This window comes from Stenotrophomonas nitritireducens (assembly GCF_001431425.1).
In the GTDB taxonomy this organism is placed as follows: domain Bacteria; phylum Pseudomonadota; class Gammaproteobacteria; order Xanthomonadales; family Xanthomonadaceae; genus Stenotrophomonas; species Stenotrophomonas nitritireducens.
Window position 1 is genome coordinate 15454 of sequence record NZ_LDJG01000001.1, and the last position, 20217, is coordinate 35670.

Sequence of the window (20217 nt, forward strand, 5' to 3'; positions counted from 1 at the left end):
ATCAGGCCTTGATTTCTCCCATGCTGCAGAAACTCCGCGACAAGACCTCGGGCTGGATCGTGACCGTGATCCTGGGGCTGCTGATGATTCCGTTCCTGTTCGTGATCGACAACAGCTATCTCGGCGGTGTCGGCGCGCAGAACGTCGCCAAGGTGTCCGCACCGCCGTCGTGGTGGCGTTCGGCGCCGTCGTGGTGGCCGATGTCGTTCCTGTGGAACCACCATGAGATCAGCGTCGAGGAGTTCCGTACGCGCTTCGAACAGGCGCGCATGGAAGCCCGCGAGCAGCAGAGCGACAACTTCGATCCGCGCCATTTCGAGACGGTCGAGAACAAGCTGGCCGTGCTCGACCAGATGATCGACGAGCAGGTGGTCCGCCTGGCGGCCGACGATGCACGCATCGTGATCGGCGACGCGGCCGTGCGCAGCTACATCGCCAGCATCCCGGCATTCCAGCGCGACGGCAAGTTCGATCCGGAGCAGTACCGCCTGGTGCTGGCGCAGAGCCAGCCACCGCGCACCCCGGCGATGTTCGACCAGGTGGTCCGCACCAGCCTGCAGCAGTCGATCATCCCGACCGCGCTGGCGCAGTCGGGCTTCGCCACCAAGGGCGAAAGCGAGCGGCTGCTGAAACTGCTGGGCGAGACGCGCGACGTGGAGTTCGCGATGCTGCCGGCGCCGGAGGCAGACACCTCGGCGGTGGACGACGCGCAGATCAAGCAGTGGTACGACGCGCATGCGCGCGACTTCCTGCAGCCGGAAAGCGTGTCCATCGAATACGTCGAGCTGGATGCGTCGCACATGCCGGCGGCCGCGCCTGCGGACGAGGCGGCGCTGCGCCGTCGCTATGAAGAAGAGAAGGCGCGCTTCGTGGCCCCGGAACAGCGCCTGGCCTCGCACATCCTGATCAGCGCCGGCAGTGATGCCGCCTCGCAGAAGGCCGCCGAAGCCAAGGCCGCCAAGCTGGCCGAAGAAGCCAAGCAGCCGGGTGCCGACTTCGCCGCGCTGGCCAAGGCCAACTCCGACGATCCGGGTTCCAAGGCCGAAGGCGGCGACCTGGGTTGGGTCGAGCATGGCGTGATGGTGAAGCCGTTCGAGGATGCGCTGTTCGCCATGCAGCCGGGCCAGGTCAGCGGTCCGGTGAAGACCGAGTTCGGCTATCACGTGCTGAAGCTGCGTGAGGTCAAGGGCGGCGAAGGCCGTCCGTTCGAAGAAGTGCGCGACCAGCTCGCGGCCGAGCAGATGCAGGCCGACAACGAGCGTGCGTTCAACGACCTGAGCGGCCGCCTGGTGGACCAGGTCTACAAGAATCCGACCGTGCTGGATTCGGCGGCCAAGGAAGTGGGGTTGCCGGTGCAGACGCTGGGGCCGTTCACCCACGCCACCGCCAGCGGCATCGCCGCCAATCCGGCGGTGTTGCGCGCCGCGTTCTCCGATGCGCTGAAGGAAGACGGCACGGTCAGCGACCCGATCGAACTGGGCCCGAACCACAACGTGATGATCCGGGTGACCGCGCATACGCCGGAGCAGGCCATCCCGCTGGCGCAGGCGCGCGAGAAGGTGATCGCCGCGGTGCATGCGCATCGCGCCGAGGAAGCGGCGAAGAAGGCCGCCGATGCGCTGCTGGCCAAGCTGCAGGGCGGCCAGACGCTGCAGGCGCTGGCCGAGGGCGAGAAGCTGCAGCTGATGCCGATGCCGGGCCTGCCGCGCACCGCGCCGATGCCGACCGCCGCTGCCAATCGGGCCGTGTTCAGCGTGGCGCCGCCGGCCGGCGACAAGCCGAGCTATGGCAAGGTGGAGCTGGATGGCGGCCGCTACGCGGTGTTCGCGGTGACCAAGGTCACCCCGGGCGATCTGAAGGAAGTGCCGGAGCCGCAGCTGGCGATGCTGAAGCAGCAGCTGAGCCAGATCGACGGCGCGGCGGCGGCCAAGGCCTTCGTGGACGGCCTGCGCAAGCGCTTCAAGGTGCAGGTGCAGGAATCCCAGCTCTGAAACGCAGACCGAACCGGGGCATTCCCTGAGGAATCCCCGGTTTCCATGAAGCAGAAAGCCCGGTTTGCAGCCGGGCTTTCCTGTTTCTGGCGCCTGGAGAGCCGAAGCCGCGTCAGCGGCTTTCTTCGTAGCGCAGCACCATGCCGGGCTTGAGGACCGCGTTGGCGTCCAGGTTGTTGCGGGAAAGCAGGGTCTTGACCGGAATGCCGTAACGGCGCGCGATCGACCAGGCCGATTCGCCGCTGCGGACCGTGTGGCGGCGCCCGCTGCTACCGGCGCCCAAGGCCGCCACGGTAGTGGTGGCGACATCGATCGCGGCGGGGGCGGGGAGTGCGGGCACGCTGGCGGAGGGCGCCATGGCCATGCTTTGGGTGTCCATGCCCGTATCCGGCAGGGCCGGCGCCAGCACCCGCGTGCCGGCGCGCTTGCCGGTGACGGCGGGGTTGAGCCGGGCGACGCGCGCCGGGTCCAGCGCATTGCTGGCCGACCAGTCGGCCAGAGTGGTGCCGGCGGGCAGCGCGTGCCCGCGCAGGACCGGTACCGGGCGGTCGAGGGCCGCCATCAGGTCCGGCTCCTTCTCCGCCTGCTCAAGCACGCAGGCCAGGGCGTGCAGTTTCTCCACATAGGCGTGGGTGATCGGGGACAGGCCCGGCAGTTCGGCCGGGCGCGCGTTCTGCGCATTCATGCCGCCACGGCGCAGGGCCTGGAGGACGCGGTATTCCCCCGCGTTGTAGGCCATGACCGCCAGCTGCCAGTCGCCGCCGAACATGCCATACAGCGTTTTCAGGTAGCGCACCGCGGCCCGGGTCGAATCCACCGCCGAAAGCCGGCCGTCGTAGCCGCTCTCCATCGGTACCCGATGGTTGCGTGCGGTGGTGGCGATGAACTGCCACAACCCGGCAGGGCCGCTGGCATTGCGCGCGCCGGGACGATAGCCGCTTTCCACGAAGGGAATCAGCGCGAATTCGGTGGGCAGGCCGGCGCCACGCAGTTCGTCCACCACGTAGCCGAACAGCGGCAGGGCGTCGTCCTCGACATTGCCCAGCCGCGAGGGCGCATGCGCGAACTGCTTGCGCCAGCGCGGGCTGGTCGCGTCCGCATCGCATTGCGCCACGGCCAGTCCCTCGCGGAAGCTGGTGAATATCTGGTGGCCGTTGCGGGTAAGCGGCGCCGGCAGCATGGCCGGATCGGTCGGCAGGGCCGCGAGCGAAGCGATGTTCTGGGTCAGGCCGGCGCTGGCCGGCAGCGACTGTGCGCCGGCGGTGACGCCGGCACCGGCGCCGAGCAGCAGCCCCAGCGCCAATGACAGGCCGCGCCGCTTCACGCGCGGAAACCGTCTTTCCAGCGCCGTAATTCGGCGAACACTTCCGCTGCGTCCATCGGCGCGCGGCCCAGCCGCGCGGCAACGGCCTGGCGCACGGGTTCGGCATGCGTGCGCAGGAAGGGATTGCATTCCAGTTCGCTGGACAGCAGCGAGGGGACGGTCGGGCGGGAACGGCTGCGCATGTCCATGGCTTCCTGTTGGCGGCGGTGCAATGCCGCGTTGGTGGGATCGACATGCCGCGCGAACACGGCATTGCCCAGCGTGTACTCATGCCCGCAACAGACCCGCGTCTGCGCCGGCAAAGCTGCCAACCGCTCCAGCGAGGCCAGCATCCGGGCGGGCGTACCTTCGAACATGCGTCCACAGCCCAGGCTGAACAACGTGTCGCCACAGAACAGATGACCGTGGCCATGGAAGGCGATATGGCTTCGGGTGTGGCCGGGAACGGACAGCACGGTGAAATCGAAGCCGGCCGATTGTACCCGGTCGCCTTCGCCGACCCTTTCACATTCCAGGTGAATTCGTTCATCTTCCGGGGCGAAGACTGGCAGGGCGGGCCAGCGTTCCCGCAGTTCCGCCACGCCGCCGATGTGGTCGTCATGGTGATGGGTGAGCAGGATCGCCGCCGGCTGCATGCCCTGCGCGGCCGCGTCGAGCACTGGTTGCGCCTGGCCCGGATCGACGAACAAGGTGCTTCCATCGGGCGCCTGCAGCGCCCAGATGTAGTTGTCCTGGAATGCAGGCAGGGCGGTCAGTCGCATAGAATTGGACCATGCCTGCCGCCCCGTTCCCCCGTCAAGCTGCAGTCTCGGCCTGGTTTGAGAAGGCTGGAGTGGGGGCGATGCGGGCAGCGGAGCAGCGCCATCTGCTCGATCAGGTGCGGAGTTTCCCTGCGCAGCCCTGGTTGTGGCTTGCTCCCTGCGCGACCTGGCTGCCGGAAGAAGCGCCCAATGGGCGTGGAGTGCGGTTGCACCGGGCCGCCGACGGGCGTGGCTGGGGAGGGGACGTGTGCTGTGCCTTGCCGCTGCCGCTGCCTTCGGAGGCGGTCAACGCCATCGTCCTGCAGCACGTCGCCACGCTGGAGCTGGAGCCGCTGTTGTCCGAGGTCGCGCGCGTGCTGATGCCCGGTGGCAGGCTCTGGATGACCCTGCTCAACCGCTACAGTCCCTATCGCGCGCGCTGGCAATGGCAGGGCGCGCGGCCGCCGTCGGCCACGCATTGCCAGCTCCGGCTGCAGCGTGAGGGGCTGCGGGTCCGCTCGATACGCCACTTCGGGCCGTTGTGGAGCGAATCAGGGCGGGCCGGCGGCAAGGCATTGCCGGGATTGCGCGCGGTCTGCGTGCTGGAATTCGAGAAGCGTGCCGCGGCCTTCATCGGCCCGGAACCCGTGCGGCCGGTGGGCTGGCGCGGGCCGCTGGCGACCTGACGCTTCATTCAACGGAACGACATGAAATCGATTGAAATACATACCGACGGCGCCTGCCTCGGCAACCCGGGGCCGGGCGGCTGGGCGGCGTTGCTGCGCTACAAGGCGCATGAGCGCGAACTGTCCGGTGGCGAGGTCCATACCACCAACAACCGGATGGAATTGATGGCGGCTATTGCCGGGCTGGAAGCGCTCAGCGAACCCTGCGAGATCATGCTGCAGACCGATTCGCAGTACGTGCGCCAGGGCATCACCGAGTGGATGTCCGGTTGGGTACGGCGCAACTGGAAGACCGCCGGCGGCGACCCGGTGAAGAACCGCGACCTGTGGGAACGCCTGCATGCCGCCACCGGGCGCCACCAGATCGAATGGCGCTGGGTGAAGGGGCACAATGGTGACCCCGACAACGAACGCGTGGACCAGTTGGCCCGCGATGCGGCAATCCGCGTGCGCGACGGCGCCGCTAGCAACTGAGGCAGCCATGCGCCAGATCGTCCTTGATACCGAAACCACCGGCCTGGAATGGAAGAAGGGCAACCGCGTGGTCGAAATCGGCTGCGTCGAACTGCTCGAACGCCGTCCCAGCGGCAACAACTTCCACCGCTATCTCAAGCCTGACTGCGAATTCGAGGCGGGGGCGCAGGAAGTCACCGGTCTGAGCCTGGAGTTCCTGGCCGACAAGCCGCTTTTCGAGGAGGTCGTCGACGAGTTCCTGGCCTACGTGGACGGCGCCGAGCTGATCATCCACAACGCCGCCTTCGACATGGGCTTCCTCGAAAACGAGATGCAGCTCTTGGGGCGTGGGCGGCTGGGCGAGCGGGTGACGGTGACCGATACGCTGGCAATGGCGCGCGAGCGTTTCCCCGGGCAGCGCAACTCGCTGGACGCACTGTGCAGGCGGCTGGGCGTGGACAATTCGCATCGCCACCTGCACGGCGGCCTGCTCGATGCGCAGATCCTGGCCGATGTTTACATCGCACTGACCTCGGGGCAGGAGGAAATCGGCTTCGGGCTCCCGGAGGCCGAGGCCGCGGGCGCTGCCGGCATGGTGCAGGCCTTCGATGCCGCGGTCCTGCTGCCGCGTCCGCGGGTGGTGACCACCGCATCGGAGCTGCAGGCGCACGAGGCGCGCCTGGAACGCCTGCGCAAGAAGGCCGGCCATGCCTGGTGGGATGGCGCGAAGCCTGAAGAAGTGGTCGGCGCGTAAAGCGGGGAGGAGCGTCGGCCGCCGGCCGGTATCACGCGCGGTATGGGATGCCCGCGGCAGCCGGCTGTCTATCCGCGCGCCGCGCTCAGTGGCAGCGGACCAGGATGGCGGTGATGTTGTCCGAACCGCCGCCATCCAGCGCTGCGGCCACCAGCGTATCCACGCATTCCTGCGCGCTGCTGTCGGCCTGCGCCAGCGTCTGCGCCAGGCTGTGGTCGTTCACTTCCTCGGTCAGGCCGTCGCTGCATAGCAGCAGCTGCATGCCCGGGCGCAGTTCGCCGGTCATGGTGGCCACGTTGAGATGGGCCGGGTCGGTCACGCCGAGCGCCTGGGTGACGACGTTGCGGTGTGGGTGGGCGCGGGCCTGCTCGGCGGTCAGCGAGCCCTGGGCGATCAGTTCCTGCACATAACTGTGGTCCTGGCTGAGCTGGGCCAGCTTGCCGTCGCGCCACAGGTAGGCGCGGCTGTCGCCGACCCAGGCCACCTCGAAGCGGTTGCCCTGCACGCGCGCGGCGACCACCGTGGTGCCCATCGGCAGGCTGTCGTTGCGCCGGCGCGAGGCACGGATGATCTCCTCGTCGGCGATGCGGATGGCCTGTGGCAGCGCGGTGCCGTTGCGGATCTCGCGGACGATGGTTTCGCGCGCCAGCGCGCTGGCGACCTCGCCGCAGGCATGGCCGCCCATGCCGTCGGCGATCAGCCACAGTCCCAACTCGCCGTCACCGTAATAGGTGTCCTCGTTGAGCTGGCGGCGCAGGCCGACATGGCTGAGGTGTCCGAATTCGATCATGGGTGCCCGCAGGGGGCCGTTTCCAGCGGAAAGGTTTTTCATGATCGCGTTCACGCAGGTGCACGGCAAGAGCCGGCGTCGTGCCCGTCGGGAAGGCCGATCGGGGGCAGGGTGGGGGGAGCGGGAAGCAGGCAGGCCGGTACGCTGCAAAAACAGCTTGTCCGCGCAGCCAAGGCCCCGTATCATTCGCAGCCCGGTACGCCGGGAACCACCGGGAAGGTGGCAGAGTGGTTGAATGTACCTGACTCGAAATCAGGCATGCGTTTATAGCGCATCGGGGGTTCGAATCCCCCCCTTCCCGCCAGATTTGAAAACGGCCCCGACGGGGCCGTTTTCGTTTCCGGGCTCATGGGCCGCACGCAGCGCTGCCGTGCCGGCCTTCGGCCCCGGCCGCTACACTGCTCCCCTCGTTCCCCTGGTGTCCGTCATGTCCGAAATCCTGGTGCCCGTCTCCTTCGGCGAACTACTCGACAAGATCTCGATCCTGCAGATCAAGTCCGAGCGGATGAGCGATGCGGCCAAGCTGGCGAACGTGCGCAACGAACTGGCCGCGCTGGAGCGCACCTGGAGCGCGCACCCGGCCGCGGCGCGGGAAATCGATGGCCTGCGCGCCGAGCTGAAGGCGGTGAACGAGCGGCTGTGGGACATCGAGGACGACATCCGCCTCAAGGACAAGGCCCAGGCCTTCGACGCCGGTTTCGTCGAGCTGGCGCGCAGTGTCTACTTCCAGAACGACGAGCGCGCGCGGATCAAGAAGGCGATCAACCTCGCGCTGGGCTCGGGTTACGTGGAAGAGAAGTCCTACTCGGACTACCGCGCCCGCTGAGTCTTGAACTCCGTAGGAGCGACGTCAGTCGCGATGGGGCCTTTTCCAGGAAAGCCCCATCGCGACTGACGTCGCTTATGCAGGCGTTCCAGCGGCCTGCTTTTGCGCTTCAGTCGAGCTGGTCGGCCACGTAGCGCTCGAACGCGGCGATGGCATCGTCCACGGCGACCAGTTCCATCACCCCGTCGAATTCGATCTTCGTACCCCATTTCAGCCCGGTGGCGGGCTGGTGCAGGAAGCGCCTCGCCGCCGCATCGTAGCGGTCCACGCAGTAGCGGCGGTCCGAATACGGGCCGCTGCGCTCCGGGTTGCTGGCCGCATGCAGGCCCAGCACCTTGGTGCCGACCGCGTTGGCAATGTGCATCGGGCCCGAATCGGGCGTCATCAGCAGGTTGGCGCGGGCCAGCAGGGCGGGCAGCTGCTTGAGCGTGTCCTTGCCGACCAGGTCCAGCGCCGGCGCGCGCATCGCCGCCAGGATCGCGTCGGCGGTGCGGCGTTCCAGATCACTGCGGCCGCCGCACAGCACCACCCGCCAGCCGCGTGCGGCGGCGTGGTCGGCGACCGCCGCATAGCGGTCGGCGTACCAGTTGCGGCGTTCGTGGCTGGAACAGGGCGAAATCATCAGCACCGGTCGGCCATCGTCATCCCACTGCGCGCGCGCCCAGTCGTGGGCGTCGGCGGGCGTGGCCATGTCCCAGCTCACCTCGGTCTGCTTCATCCCCAGCGGCTCGCAGAAGCTGCCGATCGCGTCGAGCACATGGATGCCGGGACGGTCGGGGATGCGCTCATTGACGAACAGCCCGTGCAGATCCTTGGAGCGCGAGCGGTCGTAGCCGATGCGGCGCCGGGCGGGGATGAAAGCCGACAGCACGTTGGCGCGGAAGGCGACCTGCATCTGCAGCAGTGCGGCGAAACCCGTGGCGGGCAAGCCGCGGCGCAGCGCGCGCATGCCGGCCAGGCCGGATTTCTTGTCATAGACATGGAACGCCACGCCGGGCAGTCCTTCCAGCAGGCGATGCCCGGCCTTGTCGATCACCCAGTGCAGTTCCACGCCTGGCCTGGCCTGTTGCAGCGTCCGCACCAGCGGGACCACGTGGGTCACATCCCCGAGCGCGGACAGGCGCAGGAGGCACAATGGGGAGGACGCTGAAGGCATGGTGTTGTTAGACTCGCGGTGAATGGTCGCTTTCGACGCCACTGAAGCGCTGACGCCTTGCCGCGAAGGCCGCGGCTATGGCGCCATTCTGTTCGACCGCCAACATCTGCGGCAAGCCGAAACCACCTTGTTTTCGCCTGCGCACTGGGGCGGCAGGGCGCGTCCGGTGGGCGAGGGCGGACGGGGCGGGGCGTGGTTCGTGGACGCGCCGTTCGGGCATTGCGTGCTGCGCCACTACCTGCGCGGCGGTGTCGCCGCCAGGCTCAGCCGCGACCGCTACCTGTGGCAGGGCGCCGACCGTACCCGCAGCTTCGCCGAGTTCCGGCTGATGCGGAAGCTGATCGCATTCAAGCTGCCGGTGCCGCGGCCGCTGGCCGCGTTCTACATGCGCCAGGGCGCGACCTACCGTGCGGCGATCCTGATGGAGCGGCTGGACGGCGTGCGTTCGCTGGCCGACCGGGCGCTGGTCGCCGGGCGCGGTGCGCCTTGGGAGGAGACCGGACGCCTGATCGCGCGCTTCCACCGTGCCGGGCTGGACCATGCCGACCTCAACGCGCACAACATCCTGTTCGATGCCGGCGGGCACGGCTGGCTGATCGACTTTGACCGCGGCGTGCTGCGCATTCCCGCCACGCGCTGGCGCGAGCGCAACCTCAAGCGCCTGCTGCGTTCGCTGCTCAAGCTGCGCGGCGAGCGCAGCCGCGAGGACGTGGAGAAGGACTTCGCGCGCCTGCGCCGCGCCTACGATCTGGCCTGGAACCGGGGCGTGTGATGGAGTGGTCCTTGCGCTTTCTCGGCGTCGGCAACGCCTCGGCGGTCGAACTCGGTTCGCCGATGGCGGTGATCGAGCGCGATGGCCGGCCGTGGCTGACCATCGACTGTGGCGGCGAAGGCCTGACCGCTTACCGCGCCCATTACGGGGCGATGCCGGACGCGTTGTTCGTCACCCACGTGCACCTGGACCATGTGGCCGGGTTCGAGCGGCTGTTCGTCGATGCCTATTTCAATCCGCGCCGCCGCGGGCGGGTGCGCCTGTACGTGCCCGCGCCGGTGGTGCCGCTGCTGCACCGGCGCGTCGGCGACTATCCGAACGTGCTGGCCGAGGGTGGCGCCAATTTCTGGGATGCGTTCCAGCTGATTGTGGTCGGCGAGGCGTTCTGGCATGACGGCGTGCGCCTGGAGGTGTTCCCGGTGCGCCATCACTGGCCGGAGACCGCCTGGGGCCTGCGCCTGCAGGGCGCGCTGGTCTGGAGCGGCGATACCCGGCCGATCCCGGAAATGCTCGCCCGCCACGCGGATGATGGCGAACTGGTCGCCCACGACTGCGGCCTGCATGGCAACCCGTCGCATACCGGCGTGGACGATCTGGAGCGCGAGTACCCGGCGGAACTGCAGGCGCGGATGGTGCTGTACCACTACGCCAGTGCGGCCGATGGCCAGGCATTGCGCGCGCGCGGCCACCGTGTGGCCGAGCCGGGGGAGTGCGTGTTGCTGGCCGAGCCGACCGCGCCACGCGCGGTGCCGTTCGCGGGTTGAGCCTCGGCCGGCAGGACTGCCGGCAGACTGGCCGCGCGTTCATGGTGAAACAATGCGAAGCGGGACGGGTCTTCCGTCGCGCGGGCCGCCTGCATGCGCAGCGTGCGCCGGGGCTTGCGGCACGCAACGGCGTGCCTGGGCCGAAAAGGTGGCGGCCCCGCCGGCTGACCTCGGCGCCCGCGTCGATCGATACCGTTGCTGCCTTCCGGCCCTGGCGGGATTTTCGACCTAGCGTCGCGAGGGGCCGACGGGGCCACCATAGACGCGGGCCGCGCATCGCGCGGCCCGGGTTTCTCTGTTCCGGGCGGAAACCGGAATCGTGAATCTGGCGGAGAGAGGGACCGCGCTTGGGTGGTCTTAGCTCATCTCGCTAAGTCTCTATTCTCGCTGTACCTGCATGTTTCGGCAAGGAGTTTTCGTCTCGGGTGGTCTCGCCCTCTATCGCTACATCGCTCATTCATAGTAGGGTAGGTGGTAGGTTAATACTCGATGGGCGCGCCATGCCTCGCAAGGCAAAAGAACTGACAGACATAGCGGTGCGGAACCTGAAGAAGCCCGGATACTACGCTGTGGGTGGGTCTGTCTCGGGCCTCCTGTTGCAAGTTACCGCGACCGGAGCCCGGAGCTGGGTGCTTCGCTATACCGCCGGTGTGAAACCCGGAACAGGCAAGCCGTGGCGGCGCGATCTTGGGCTGGGTGGCTATCCCGACGTGTCGCTGTCCGAAGCACGGCGCAAAGCAGCCGAGGCGCGCGAACTGCTGTCAAAGAACATCGACCCGATCACCGCCAAGCGTGAGGCCCGGAGCGCGATGCTCGCGGCGCGGCTTGCTGAGATCACCTTCGAGAAGGCCGCGCACCAGTTCATCGAGGCCAAGTCCGCTGAATGGAAGTCGGGCGGCAAGAGTGCCGACCAGTGGACCAGCTCGCTCGAAGCCTATGCCTTTCCGGTGCTGGGCTCGCTCCGCGTCGCCGATATCGACCGGGCGCACGTCCTGCGCGTCCTTGAGCCAATCTGGACCGACAAAAACGAGACGGCGAACCGGGTGCGCCAGCGCATGGAGTCGGTGTTGGACTGGGCGAAGGTCCGCGGTTTCCGCGAGGGCGACAACCCGGCGCGCTGGAAGGGCTACCTGGACAAGGTCCTGCCTGCGCCCGGGAAGGTGCGGGACGTGCAACACCATCCGGCGCTTCCCTATGCCCATATGCAGCCGTTCATGCTGGACCTCCGCACGCGGAATGGCATGGGCGCGCGGGCGCTTGAGTTCGCGATCCTGACCGCGGCCCGGTCGGGCGAAGCGCGTGGCGCGCGCTGGGACGAAATCGACTTGGATGCGAAGGTCTGGACGGTCCCTCCCGAGCGGATGAAGTCCAGCAAGAAAGAACACCGAGTGCCGCTCTCGGACGCGGCAATCAACATGCTCAAGGCACTGCCGCGGATCGAGGGAACGGACCTCGTTTTCACGCCGCAGCGTGGCAAGAATCCGCTGTCCGACAACACGCTGACGAAGCTGCTGGGCGATATGCACGATGCCAGCGTCAAGCGTGGCGGCGCTGGTTACATCGACCCGAAACAGGGCAAGGTCATCACCGCGCATGGGTTTCGCTCGACCTTCCGTGACTGGGCATCAGAAGAGACGCACGCTGCACGCGACGTGGTGGAAATGGCGCTGGCTCACACCATAGGCAACAAGGTCGAAGCCGCCTACCGTCGCGGCGATCTTTTCGAGAAGCGGCGGACACTTATGGCGGAGTGGGCCAGGTTCTGCTCCCCAAAAAGTAAAGTAAGCGACTGATCTACAAGACTATTTGCTAGACGACGGTCGTCTTACTCGGCTATAGTTCCTCTCGATTGATCGTAGAACGCAGAGGCGAGGGGAGCTGCCCTGAAGGCGGCTTTTGATCTGCGCGGAGCCAACAAGCCCGCCCGAGCGTTCAAATTTCTCTGCGGGACAGCGAGGAAGCGACAAGAGGTCACCCGTCCGCGGGTGCATCGCTTGCGCTGCCTCGTTCTTGTTTCTGGCAGCGCGAGCCATCTGGCTCAGGAACCGCTGTCATGAAGCATCAAACGATCACCTTGCCTGCCTTGAAGCAGGCTGTCTCCGATGAACTTGCCCGCCGCAAAGAGCGGCGCTATGCCCGTCCGACAGGCGCAGCCCAGTATTTGGGCGTCAGCCTGGCGACACTCTGGCGCTGGAATGCCGAGCGCGACGACTTCCCAAGGCCGCGCAAGATCGGGCCACGCGCAACCGTGTGGGACCTCAACGAAATCGATGCTTGGCTCGACGCCCAGCAGGCGAAGTGAGGGCACACGTCATGAGTAATAGCGCAAGTGACGTCCCCGAAATGACGCCGCAGAAGGCACGCGAAGCGGCCAGCCTCGTTTCATACCTGCTCGTCACCGACGCCGAGAAGTTCATGCGGGAGTTCTTTCCGCAGGGCTTGGAGCCACGCCCGCAGCAAAGTGACTTCAACAACGAGGACCTGCATACCTACGACATGACCTGCGGCATGCTGGGTTCGCTGAAGGCGACGCTGCATGAGGTCGATGACGGCACCCCAGAATTCATGGACTACAAGCGCCTGCTCTGGTGGTGCGACAAGGTCCTTGAAGGTGAAACGTCTTTCCCTTCGCAGCACGCCGCCCAGTGCAACGATGCTTGGGCACGCTGGGCGCGGGTCCGCGGGATCAAGCGTGGCATCTACCGCGGAGGTCGCCGCGGATGAAGCCGAAGATCGAGCACGACACCCGTGCCGCCATCGAATTCCTCAAGAAGTGGAGCCCGGAAGGGTCTTGGGTGCTGACCGCGATTGTCCCGGACGGCAAGATTGAGACAACGACGTTCCAGCCCGCGGAGTGGGTCGAAGCGGCCCAGTGGATCGAGGAGCGGCAAGGCGTCGCCAACCAATACTTCCATGTAAACCCAGTCCGGCGCGAGCTGAAGAACAAAGCCTCCAAGGAGGACGTTGCCGCGCTCGCTTGGCTGCATGTGGACATAGACCCGCGTGCAGGCGAAGACATTGCCGAGGAACAGGACCGTGCCCTGCGCCTGCTGCGTGACCACTCGCCGAAGCCAACCGTGATCCTTTTCAGTGGCGGCGGATACCAAGGTTTCTGGAAGCTCGCACCGGATGACCGGCTGGTCATCGACGGCAACGTGGCGAAGGCGCAGGAACTGGAGGCATACAACGTCCAGCTCGAAAAAGTCTTTCAGGCAGACCATTGCTCGAACTGCGACAGGATCATGAGGCTGGTCGGGACGGTGAATCTTCCGACAGCCAAGAAGCGCAAGAAGGGCCGCATGCCTGCACTGGCAACACTGGTCGAATGGGACGATGCCGCCGTCTATTCCATCGACCAGTTCACCCCGGCAGCGAAGGCGACCGCTACGCCACCGCGCGCAGCGCGTAGGCAACGGGTGTCCCCGCCGGTGGCCGGAGGTACAGGGGTCGGCGTCGATGAGCTTACGGCGTGGGCGACGGCCAACGGCAAGACCATCAAGGAGTCGACGCTGGCCCTGATCGCAACCGGCACGGACCCTATCGACCCGACCAAGTACACCTCACGGTCGGAACCCCTGTTCCGGGTCTGCTGCGACCTGGTGCGCGCCGACGTGCCGGACGACATGATTTTGGGCGTTATCACTGGGCCGAACGAGATTGCCGCGAGCGTCAGGGACAAGCCGGACTGGAAGGGCTACGCGCTCCGGCAGATCGAGCGCGCGCACGAGAACGCCGTTGATCCGTGGCTCCTCAAGCTCAATGATCAGCACGCGGTCATCACTTCGGGCAAGGTTCGCATCGCTGGCTGGCGGCGGACGCACCCCGAGCTGGACCGCGAAGCCCTCGATCTACAGTCGTTCGATGACTTCCGGAACCGCTATCGCAACCAGAAGGTAATTGTCGGCTTCGCTGAGAACGGCCAGCCGATCCAGAAGGCTGTCGGAAGCTGGTGGATTGACCACCCGCAGCGGCGCGAGTTCGACAATGTGATCTTCATTCCCGGCAAGGCCGAGGAGATCAATGGATTCCTGAATCTCTGGCGCGGCTGGGGCGTGGCTCCTGCGCCCGGCGGCGACTGGTCCCTGATGCGCGAGCATATCCACTTCCTTTGCGGCGGCTCCGACTACGGACTGAAGTGGCTGGCTGACGCGGTGCAGCGTCCGGATCGCCCAGCGGGCGTCGCGCTGATCCTGCGGGGCAAAGAAGGCACCGGCAAGGGCGTATTTGGTCGCGCAGCCAAGGAGCTTTTTGGGCGGCACGGCCTCCAAGTCACCAACGCGAAACACGTCACAGGCAACTTCAACCTTCATCTGCGGGACTGCTGCCTGTTGTTCGCGGACGAAGTGACCACGCATGGCGACAAGACCGCGGACGCAGTGATGAAAACCCTCATCACCGAGGACACGCTGGTCATCGAAGGGAAAGGCGCTGACGTGGTCACTGCGCCGAATTACGCCCATATCATCATGGCGTCGAATGAGCGGTGGATTGTCCCGGCGGGTGCGAACGCCAGGCGCTTTGCAATCTTCGACGTGCCCGACGACCACATGGAGGACTACGCCTATTTTGCGGCCATCGAGAGGCAGCTTTACGCCAAGTCACCGAACGGCACGCTGATCCCCGGAGCCGGGCTGGCGGCCATGCTTTACGACCTGATGAAAATGGATCTTGGTGATTGGCGTCCGTCGCACAATCTTCCAAAGAACATGGCGCTTTCGGAGCAGAAGGCGCGCAGCCTGCCCGGCCTGTCTGCCTACGTGTTCGACATGCTGCTGACCGGCAACCTCCCACCGAACACGGAGGAATCCGGCGGCGTGCCGTGGGTGGCTACGTCGGACCTGCGTGCCGCTGCCGACAACTGGCTGAAGCCACGCAAGGGTGACAACCACTTTGCCGACAACGACATTCAAATCCTGCTGGCGAAGCGGCTCAAGGCCCGGAAGAAGCGGCGTGGCGGTCGCAACGGCTACTTCCTCGACCTGCAACGCATGCGCGCCGAATGGGACACCTGCCCCGACTTGTTTACATGGGGTGAATGGCCTGACGATAGCGAGGACGATTCGGACCCGAAGCCGCCGTTCTGAGGTCACTCATGAGCATCCAGCAGGGTTGGCGACAACGTGGATTGCCCCACAAGGGCTGGCGGCTGATCGCCGTGTATGACTCGCGTGATGCGGAGTCGCACGGCGATTCACCGCGGTATGAGGTTTGCCAGATGTGCGGCAACGAGCAGGTTCGGTACGTCCATGTCCTGGACCACGATGACGTGGCCGAATCCATCGAAGTCGGCTGCGTCTGCGCGGAGAACCTCTGCGAGGACTACAGCGATAGCGGGCCGCGTGCCCGCGAGCGTCGGCTGGTCAACCGGGCGGCGCGCCGGAGCAAGTGGCTCAAGCGCAAGTGGCGGCAGTCTGCGAAGGGCAACGACTTCCTCAACGTCGAGGGAAACAATCTAGGCGTCCACCAGCAGAAGAATGGCCGCTGGGGATACCGCATCAACTCCACCTTCAGCGTCACCAGCTATCCAACTGAGGACGCGGCCAAGCTCGCCCTGTTCGACCGACTCTGGCCTGCGGACCCGGAAAGCACGCAGTAGTGCGCCGATCCGGCTGACCTAGCCGACCTCATACTGACCTCCGCGATGAGGTCAGCCTGTTCTAGGCCCAGTAATCCGTGGGCTTTAGCTGACCTAGCTGACCTAGCTGGCCTTTTCGTGCGTACTTGCCCGAGAAAATCTCGGCGGTGTGCCTGCTGGCAGAAGGCCCAGAGGTGCAGCGTCGGAGCGTCGCTGACCGCCGCAATTTCTCTTTCTCCTCCTAAAAGGTCAGAAAGGTCAGCTAGGTCAGCCGAAACCCAGTAACGGATGGGGCTCCCGACTAGCTGACCTCGCGCTGACCTCGCTGGGCGGTCAGCTAGGTCAGCTAGTGCGACGCCGACGCTCCTCTGGGCAGGAGGCAGCGCACCGCCCCTCACATACAAGATCCATCCAATCTGAAATCGGGTCCGGAAACCCACTTCCGGCACCCCACGATTTTCCAACTCGCTGATCCCAGTGAATTTTTATCCGTTCGCGGCCCTTTTCGGATGCGTGCCGGCCAGTTATGGTCTCGCCGTCTCACAGGAGATTGAGAATGGCTCGCGTAGCCCTGTACGTCCGGGTGTCCACCCACAAGGACCAGACCGTTGAAAACCAGTTGATCGCGCTGCGGGAGTGGGCCCGGGCCAGCGGCCACACCATCGCCGCTGAGTTCGCCGACGAAGGCATCAGCGGCGCGAAGGGTCGCGACAAGCGCCCGGCGCTGGACGCGATGCTCAAGGCCGCCACGCGCCGCGAGGTGGATATGGTCGCGGTGACGGCGCTGGACCGGCTGGGCCGTAGCCTGCCGCACCTCGTGTCGTTGGTCGCCGAGCTGGAAGCCCTGCGGGTCGGGCTGTTCGTTCGCAACCTCGCGATGGACACCTCCACGCCCGCCGGGCGGCTGATGTTCAACGTGATGGGTTCGCTCGCCGAGTTCGAGCGCGAGCTGATCCGGGAGCGCACGCTACTGGGCCTAGAACGTGCCCGGCGGCAAGGGAAGAAGCTCGGCAGGCCGAAGGTGCCGCCCGGGGTCGAACACCGCATAGCGGCACTCCTAGAGGCAGGGACCCCCGCCAACCGCGTCGCCCGCATGACCTGCGTGGGGAACGCCGCCGTCTATCGCATCAAGCGGGAGCTGGAAGCATGTCGCGCCTGACCTTGCCCGACCTCACGACAAAGGCCATCGACGCAGCCCGCCTCCTCGCGCAGGAGGGATGCCGGGAACACACTATCCGCCGTGCCCTGGGCCTGACCGTGCCGCAGTGGAAGGCTCTCAAGGAGGACACCGAGGCGGGCGAGTTGTCGCCACTGGCGCTGGCCTTGGAGGAAGGCCGCGCCGAAGGTGCCGGGGACATCATCGCCTTCATGAAGAAGCGCATGGGCGAAGGCAGCGAGCGCGCCGCCGAGTTCCTCGCCGACCGGGTATTCCAGCTTGGCCGCGGCGACGGCAACGCCGACGTGCCGAGGGTCGCGATCTTCATCCAAGCCGCCATGTCGCCCGATGAGTACGCGCGCGTGATCGCCGTCCAGCAGCAGCCGGGAGTCCTGACCCATGAGCGTTGAGATTCGCCCGACGCCGTTCCAGTCGCAGGTCCTGACCGTGCCCGAGGATCACTTCATGTTCTTGGGTGGTGGTCGCGGTGGCGGGAAGTCGATGGCCGTGCAGTTCCTGATCCTGCGCCATTGCGACCAATACAAGAGCCGCGCCCGGGTCCTTGTGACCCGCCGCCGCTTGAAGTCCTTGGGCCAGTTTGCCGAGGAACTGCGCCAGCTTCTGCGCTCTGCCTACGGGCGCGACATTGCCTACAACCAGAACGATGCGATGTTCCGCTTGCCGAACGGGGCGACGATCCAGCTCACGCACGTTGAATCGGCATCGGCTCTGTCCGACGTGGCGCAAGGTATGTCCTACACTTTGATCGCGTGCGATGAGGCGGGCGAAGGTCCCTCCATCGAGGTCATCGACCAGCTCGGCATGAGCCTTCGCGGTAACGGCACGCCGCTCCGGCTCGTGCTCGCCGGAAATCCTGGAGGCCAAAATCACGGCGCGCTCGCCGAGCGGTACGTGACGGGTCGCGAGCCGTGGGTGCCGTTCGAGTTCGAGGGCAATACGTGGGTCTATGCGCCGTCGCGTCTCGATGACAACCCGTATCTGCCGGAGGCATACCGGCGGAACTTTGAGGTCTTGGCCCGCACCGACCCGGCCTTGTACCGCGCGATGCGCTTGGGCGACTGGTCCGCACTGGTCGGTGATTTCTTCCAAGGAATATGGAACGCGGACAAGATGGTCATCGACCATCACGACGTGCCGCTGGATTGCTTCGCCTCGCTCAAGCTCTCCATCGACTGGGGCAGCGCCGCGCCGTGTGCGACGGTCCTTGTCGGGCAGCTCGCCTATGCCGTGCGCCTGCCGGATGATCGCGTGATGCCGCGGGGCGCGTGGGTGGTGTTCGATGAGCACGCCGAATGCGATCCGCGGAACATTTCCCGTGGTACGGGCCGCACCCCGGGCCAGATTGCGCCGTCGCTACATGCGATGGCCGCGCGCAACGGTGTCCGGGCGCGTGGGGTGATCGACTCCGCCGCCGAGGCGCGGCAGATGGGCCGGGCGGAGGCGTCTATCGCCGACCTGTTCCGTGAGGCCGGGGTGCGCGTCTCGCCCGCCAAAAAGGGCGCGCGTGTCCCACGTTTCGAGCATCTAAAGCAGCTCATGGTGAACGGCGAGTTCTTTGTCGCGTCACGGTGCCGCATGTGGCTGGCGACGGTCCCGAGCCTGCCGCGCGATTCGCGCGTTCCGGATGACTGCGACAGCGCGGCAAATGACCACATGCTCGACGCGACCAGCTACGGCATCGCGGGCGAGTCCGGCGGGCGTGTCCACCAGCGCGGGTTCCTGCCCGAAGCGCGGATGCCGCGCGAGGAACGGATTGTTTGGATTTGATGGGAGAAATGGCGATGAAGCGTTCCTACAAGTACCTGATGCTGGCCCTCGTGATCGGCAACGCGCAGGCGGCGCAGCGCGAATTGTTCAACGCCCGCGAGACGTTGGAGCGGGCGAAGGTCGGCACCTACTCGCCGCGCGCGCAGCCGCCGGTTCGCGTGGAGGTGGAGCAGCCCGCGCGGTTTCGCGCGACGGGCCACGGAAACCGCCAGATTCAACAACGATTCGAGCGGATGGACTGCCGTTGGCAGGACGCCACGAATTCCATGCGCTGCGTGCCGTTTCCAGCCGAAGAAGTAAACCGACCCAAGAAATAACACTCGCGCGGGGCAAATCCGGTCCATATGGTCGGGAGCGAGCGGCTCCACTGGCTGGGCCGCACGCTGAGGAATAGCCCCCATGCCCAACGTCAACTTCAAGACCATCCCCACCGATGTTCCGCTGACCGTGGAGAACATCGACCGGCTCGCGAATCGCGCCGCCGAACTCGCCACCGCCTTCGGTGCGCGCATCGCCAACATCCAGCAGCAGGTCGCTGACGCCCGCGACCGTTTCAGCCGCGACGGTGACGACCTTGTCCGTGAGACGGACGCCGCCAATCGCGCCGTTGCCAAGCAATTCGCACGTCGCCAGCTCGCCTCGCGCATCGCCAAGTTCCGTCTGACCATCGTGGAATCGAGCCGTGGCCAGCGCGAAGAACTCCTGCGCCCGCTGGCGAAGGTCGCCGCCGATGCCGCGTTCCTCCTGACCCTGTGCCAGTCGCCCGCGCAGATGCTCGGGCGCGTTGCTTTGGGCGATGCCCGGCGCACGCAGTACCAGATGCAGCTCGAAGGCGCAGGCCCGGTCGAGCTGGAAACCGCCGCGATCACCGCGATTGCCACCGGGGACATGCCTCTGGCTGCCGCGGTCGCGACCGTGGTAGACCGCCGCCCTTCGGATCGCCGTCCGTTCTCGGTGGCGGCGTTTGCCGAGAGGGTGTGGGGTGCGCAGCACGCCGAGGTCACGGCCAAGCTCAAGGGCGTCCTGCTGGCCGAGCGTACCGCGCGCGCGGCCAATGACGAGTTTGTGCGCGGCAAGGCCGACCCCATCGCCAACCTGAGCAACCAGCTCGCCGCCCGGGCCATCGCCGAGGCGTCGGGCGAGGAGGACGAAGCATGAAAGGCGCGGTTCCCAACGTCCGGAAGGCCAAGGCCATCCACGAGAAGAAGCAGGCCGAGCGCAACGCCACGGCCAACAAGATGAAGAAGCGCGCGGCGACCACTCGCCGCGGTCGCTGATCGAATCGGGGTGTCCCGGCGGTGACGTATCGCGCCCGCCTCGTGCCGCCGAGGCACCCTGACCAACCAGCGACCCCCGGCGCGGACGGGAACGACGGTGACGGGGCGACCGCGCCGGGGGAAGCTGCCTCGCGACAGGCAACCGCGACGCGCGAGGCAATGGCC

Annotated in this window: 22 protein-coding genes, 1 tRNA gene and 1 other RNA gene; 19 read left to right on the plus strand and 5 right to left on the minus strand. The window is 66.5% G+C overall.

Going from position 1 to position 20217, the window contains the following annotated elements; translation table 11 throughout:
* Window positions 1–20 precede the first annotated feature (20 nt).
* Entirely contained in the window at window positions 21–1991 is a 1971-nt protein-coding gene (locus tag ABB22_RS00115) for a peptidyl-prolyl cis-trans isomerase (protein ID WP_055767692.1), read from the plus strand.
* Window positions 1992–2103: 112 nt separating this feature from the next.
* Here ABB22_RS00115 and ABB22_RS00120 read toward each other — a convergent pair whose 3' ends face one another.
* Window positions 2104–3315 (minus strand): lytic transglycosylase domain-containing protein, encoded by a 1212-nt coding sequence (locus ABB22_RS00120; protein WP_055767695.1) that lies wholly within the window; start codon window positions 3313–3315, stop codon window positions 2104–2106.
* On the minus strand, window positions 3312–4076 hold the full coding sequence (gene gloB, locus ABB22_RS00125; RefSeq protein ID WP_057504972.1) for a hydroxyacylglutathione hydrolase: 765 nt from the start codon (window positions 4074–4076) through the stop codon (window positions 3312–3314). The genes ABB22_RS00120 and gloB overlap by 4 nt, the downstream gene beginning before the upstream one ends.
* Window positions 4077–4333: 257 nt before the next feature.
* On the opposite strand from gloB, the gene ABB22_RS00130 reads away from it, so the two are divergent.
* The 3 genes from ABB22_RS00130 to dnaQ are packed head-to-tail and all read left to right on the plus strand — an operon-like array spanning window position 4334 to window position 5948.
* Complete coding sequence (locus ABB22_RS00130) at window positions 4334–4741, plus strand: class I SAM-dependent methyltransferase (RefSeq protein WP_235504273.1); 408 nt, start codon at window positions 4334–4336, stop codon at window positions 4739–4741.
* Window positions 4742–4762: 21 nt separating this feature from the next.
* Window positions 4763–5215 (plus strand): ribonuclease HI, encoded by a 453-nt coding sequence (gene rnhA / locus ABB22_RS00135; protein ID WP_055767704.1) that lies wholly within the window; start codon window positions 4763–4765, stop codon window positions 5213–5215.
* Window positions 5216–5222: 7 nt separating this feature from the next.
* A complete protein-coding gene (dnaQ, locus tag ABB22_RS00140) occupies window positions 5223–5948 on the plus strand; it encodes a DNA polymerase III subunit epsilon (RefSeq protein WP_055767708.1) in 726 nt (241 codons plus the stop codon).
* An 85-nt stretch (window positions 5949–6033) separates the two neighbouring features.
* Here dnaQ and ABB22_RS00145 read toward each other — a convergent pair whose 3' ends face one another.
* A complete protein-coding gene (locus ABB22_RS00145) occupies window positions 6034–6738 on the minus strand; it encodes a PP2C family protein-serine/threonine phosphatase (protein ID WP_055767711.1) in 705 nt (234 codons plus the stop codon).
* Window positions 6739–6951: 213 nt separating this feature from the next.
* Here ABB22_RS00145 and ABB22_RS00150 point away from each other — a divergent pair.
* Together ABB22_RS00150 and ABB22_RS00155 are read left to right on the plus strand one after the other, a co-directional pair.
* A tRNA-Ser gene (locus ABB22_RS00150) sits at window positions 6952–7042 on the plus strand.
* A gap of 123 nt (window positions 7043–7165) precedes the next feature.
* Entirely contained in the window at window positions 7166–7564 is a 399-nt protein-coding gene (locus tag ABB22_RS00155) for a DUF6165 family protein (protein ID WP_055767714.1), read from the plus strand.
* Between the two features lie 109 nt (window positions 7565–7673).
* Here the strand turns inward: ABB22_RS00155 and ABB22_RS00160 are convergent, their stop codons facing one another.
* On the minus strand, window positions 7674–8720 hold the full coding sequence (locus tag ABB22_RS00160; RefSeq protein WP_055767717.1) for a glycosyltransferase family 9 protein: 1047 nt from the start codon (window positions 8718–8720) through the stop codon (window positions 7674–7676).
* Window positions 8721–8742: 22 nt separating this feature from the next.
* On the opposite strand from ABB22_RS00160, the gene ABB22_RS00165 reads away from it, so the two are divergent.
* Window positions 8743–9492: a 3-deoxy-D-manno-octulosonic acid kinase gene (locus tag ABB22_RS00165; RefSeq protein ID WP_055767719.1), complete on the plus strand. Its 750-nt coding sequence runs from the start codon at window positions 8743–8745 to the stop codon at window positions 9490–9492.
* Complete coding sequence (locus tag ABB22_RS00170) at window positions 9492–10256, plus strand: MBL fold metallo-hydrolase (RefSeq protein WP_055767722.1); 765 nt, start codon at window positions 9492–9494, stop codon at window positions 10254–10256. The genes ABB22_RS00165 and ABB22_RS00170 overlap by 1 nt, the downstream gene beginning before the upstream one ends.
* 154 nt (window positions 10257–10410) lie before the next feature.
* On the opposite strand, the gene ffs is transcribed toward ABB22_RS00170, so the two are convergent.
* An RNA gene (ffs, locus tag ABB22_RS17600) (signal recognition particle sRNA small type) lies at window positions 10411–10507 on the minus strand.
* 249 nt (window positions 10508–10756) lie between these two features.
* Between ffs and ABB22_RS00175 the strand changes: the two genes are divergently transcribed.
* From ABB22_RS00175 to ABB22_RS18870, 11 genes are all read left to right on the plus strand, one after another.
* Window positions 10757–12049: a tyrosine-type recombinase/integrase gene (locus tag ABB22_RS00175; protein WP_057504973.1), complete on the plus strand. Its 1293-nt coding sequence runs from the start codon at window positions 10757–10759 to the stop codon at window positions 12047–12049.
* Window positions 12050–12309: 260 nt separating this feature from the next.
* A complete protein-coding gene (locus ABB22_RS18660; protein ID WP_057504974.1) occupies window positions 12310–12558 on the plus strand; it encodes a helix-turn-helix transcriptional regulator in 249 nt (82 codons plus the stop codon).
* Window positions 12559–12599: 41 nt separating this feature from the next.
* On the plus strand, window positions 12600–12980 hold the full coding sequence (locus ABB22_RS00185) for a hypothetical protein (protein WP_057504975.1): 381 nt from the start codon (window positions 12600–12602) through the stop codon (window positions 12978–12980).
* Window positions 12977–15340 carry a primase-helicase family protein gene (locus tag ABB22_RS00190; protein WP_057504976.1) on the plus strand — a complete coding sequence of 788 codons (2364 nt, stop codon included), beginning with the start codon at window positions 12977–12979 and terminating at the stop codon, window positions 15338–15340. Before ABB22_RS00185 ends, ABB22_RS00190 begins: the two co-directional genes overlap by 4 nt.
* 8 nt (window positions 15341–15348) lie before the next feature.
* Window positions 15349–15852, plus strand: coding sequence for a hypothetical protein (locus tag ABB22_RS00195; RefSeq protein ID WP_057504977.1), 504 nt, complete (start codon window positions 15349–15351; stop codon window positions 15850–15852).
* Window positions 15853–16387: 535 nt separating this feature from the next.
* Complete coding sequence (locus ABB22_RS00200) at window positions 16388–16990, plus strand: recombinase family protein (RefSeq protein WP_057504978.1); 603 nt, start codon at window positions 16388–16390, stop codon at window positions 16988–16990.
* Window positions 16978–17397 carry a hypothetical protein gene (locus ABB22_RS00205; RefSeq protein WP_057504979.1) on the plus strand — a complete coding sequence of 140 codons (420 nt, stop codon included), beginning with the start codon at window positions 16978–16980 and terminating at the stop codon, window positions 17395–17397. The genes ABB22_RS00200 and ABB22_RS00205 overlap by 13 nt, the downstream gene beginning before the upstream one ends.
* On the plus strand, window positions 17387–18775 hold the full coding sequence (locus ABB22_RS00210; RefSeq protein WP_057504980.1) for a phage terminase large subunit: 1389 nt from the start codon (window positions 17387–17389) through the stop codon (window positions 18773–18775). The genes ABB22_RS00205 and ABB22_RS00210 overlap by 11 nt, the downstream gene beginning before the upstream one ends.
* Before the next feature lie 14 nt (window positions 18776–18789).
* On the plus strand, window positions 18790–19092 hold the full coding sequence (locus ABB22_RS00215; protein WP_152983970.1) for a hypothetical protein: 303 nt from the start codon (window positions 18790–18792) through the stop codon (window positions 19090–19092).
* Between the two features lie 82 nt (window positions 19093–19174).
* Entirely contained in the window at window positions 19175–19933 is a 759-nt protein-coding gene (locus ABB22_RS00220) for a hypothetical protein (RefSeq protein ID WP_057504982.1), read from the plus strand.
* On the plus strand, window positions 19930–20052 hold the full coding sequence (locus ABB22_RS18870) for a hypothetical protein (RefSeq protein WP_267914013.1): 123 nt from the start codon (window positions 19930–19932) through the stop codon (window positions 20050–20052). Before ABB22_RS00220 ends, ABB22_RS18870 begins: the two co-directional genes overlap by 4 nt.
* Window positions 20053–20217: the final 165 nt, after the last annotated feature.

Bases quoted from the DNA above. Each gene is read 5' to 3' on its own strand.
- dnaQ (WP_055767708.1), top strand. From the start codon at position 5,223: ATGCGCCAGATCGTCCTTGATACCGAAACCACCGGCCTGGAATGGAAG.
- ABB22_RS00200 (WP_057504978.1), top strand. From the start codon at position 16,388: ATGGCTCGCGTAGCCCTGTACGTCCGGGTGTCCACCCACAAGGACCAG.
- ABB22_RS00215 (WP_152983970.1), top strand. From the start codon at position 18,790: ATGAAGCGTTCCTACAAGTACCTGATGCTGGCCCTCGTGATCGGCAAC.
- ABB22_RS00220 (WP_057504982.1), top strand. From the start codon at position 19,175: ATGCCCAACGTCAACTTCAAGACCATCCCCACCGATGTTCCGCTGACC.
- ABB22_RS00115 (WP_055767692.1), top strand. From the start codon at position 21: ATGCTGCAGAAACTCCGCGACAAGACCTCGGGCTGGATCGTGACCGTG.
- ABB22_RS18660 (WP_057504974.1), top strand. From the start codon at position 12,310: ATGAAGCATCAAACGATCACCTTGCCTGCCTTGAAGCAGGCTGTCTCC.
- ABB22_RS00155 (WP_055767714.1), top strand. From the start codon at position 7,166: ATGTCCGAAATCCTGGTGCCCGTCTCCTTCGGCGAACTACTCGACAAG.
- ABB22_RS00145 (WP_055767711.1), bottom strand. From the start codon at position 6,738: ATGATCGAATTCGGACACCTCAGCCATGTCGGCCTGCGCCGCCAGCTC.
- ABB22_RS00190 (WP_057504976.1), top strand. From the start codon at position 12,977: ATGAAGCCGAAGATCGAGCACGACACCCGTGCCGCCATCGAATTCCTC.
- ABB22_RS00210 (WP_057504980.1), top strand. From the start codon at position 17,387: ATGAGCGTTGAGATTCGCCCGACGCCGTTCCAGTCGCAGGTCCTGACC.
- ABB22_RS00175 (WP_057504973.1), top strand. From the start codon at position 10,757: ATGCCTCGCAAGGCAAAAGAACTGACAGACATAGCGGTGCGGAACCTG.
- ABB22_RS00195 (WP_057504977.1), top strand. From the start codon at position 15,349: ATGAGCATCCAGCAGGGTTGGCGACAACGTGGATTGCCCCACAAGGGC.
- ABB22_RS00165 (WP_055767719.1), top strand. From the start codon at position 8,743: ATGGTCGCTTTCGACGCCACTGAAGCGCTGACGCCTTGCCGCGAAGGC.
- gloB (WP_057504972.1), bottom strand. From the start codon at position 4,076: ATGCGACTGACCGCCCTGCCTGCATTCCAGGACAACTACATCTGGGCG.
- ABB22_RS00205 (WP_057504979.1), top strand. From the start codon at position 16,978: ATGTCGCGCCTGACCTTGCCCGACCTCACGACAAAGGCCATCGACGCA.
- ABB22_RS00170 (WP_055767722.1), top strand. From the start codon at position 9,492: ATGGAGTGGTCCTTGCGCTTTCTCGGCGTCGGCAACGCCTCGGCGGTC.
- ABB22_RS00185 (WP_057504975.1), top strand. From the start codon at position 12,600: ATGACGCCGCAGAAGGCACGCGAAGCGGCCAGCCTCGTTTCATACCTG.
- ABB22_RS00160 (WP_055767717.1), bottom strand. From the start codon at position 8,720: ATGCCTTCAGCGTCCTCCCCATTGTGCCTCCTGCGCCTGTCCGCGCTC.
- rnhA (WP_055767704.1), top strand. From the start codon at position 4,763: ATGAAATCGATTGAAATACATACCGACGGCGCCTGCCTCGGCAACCCG.
- ABB22_RS18870 (WP_267914013.1), top strand. From the start codon at position 19,930: ATGAAAGGCGCGGTTCCCAACGTCCGGAAGGCCAAGGCCATCCACGAG.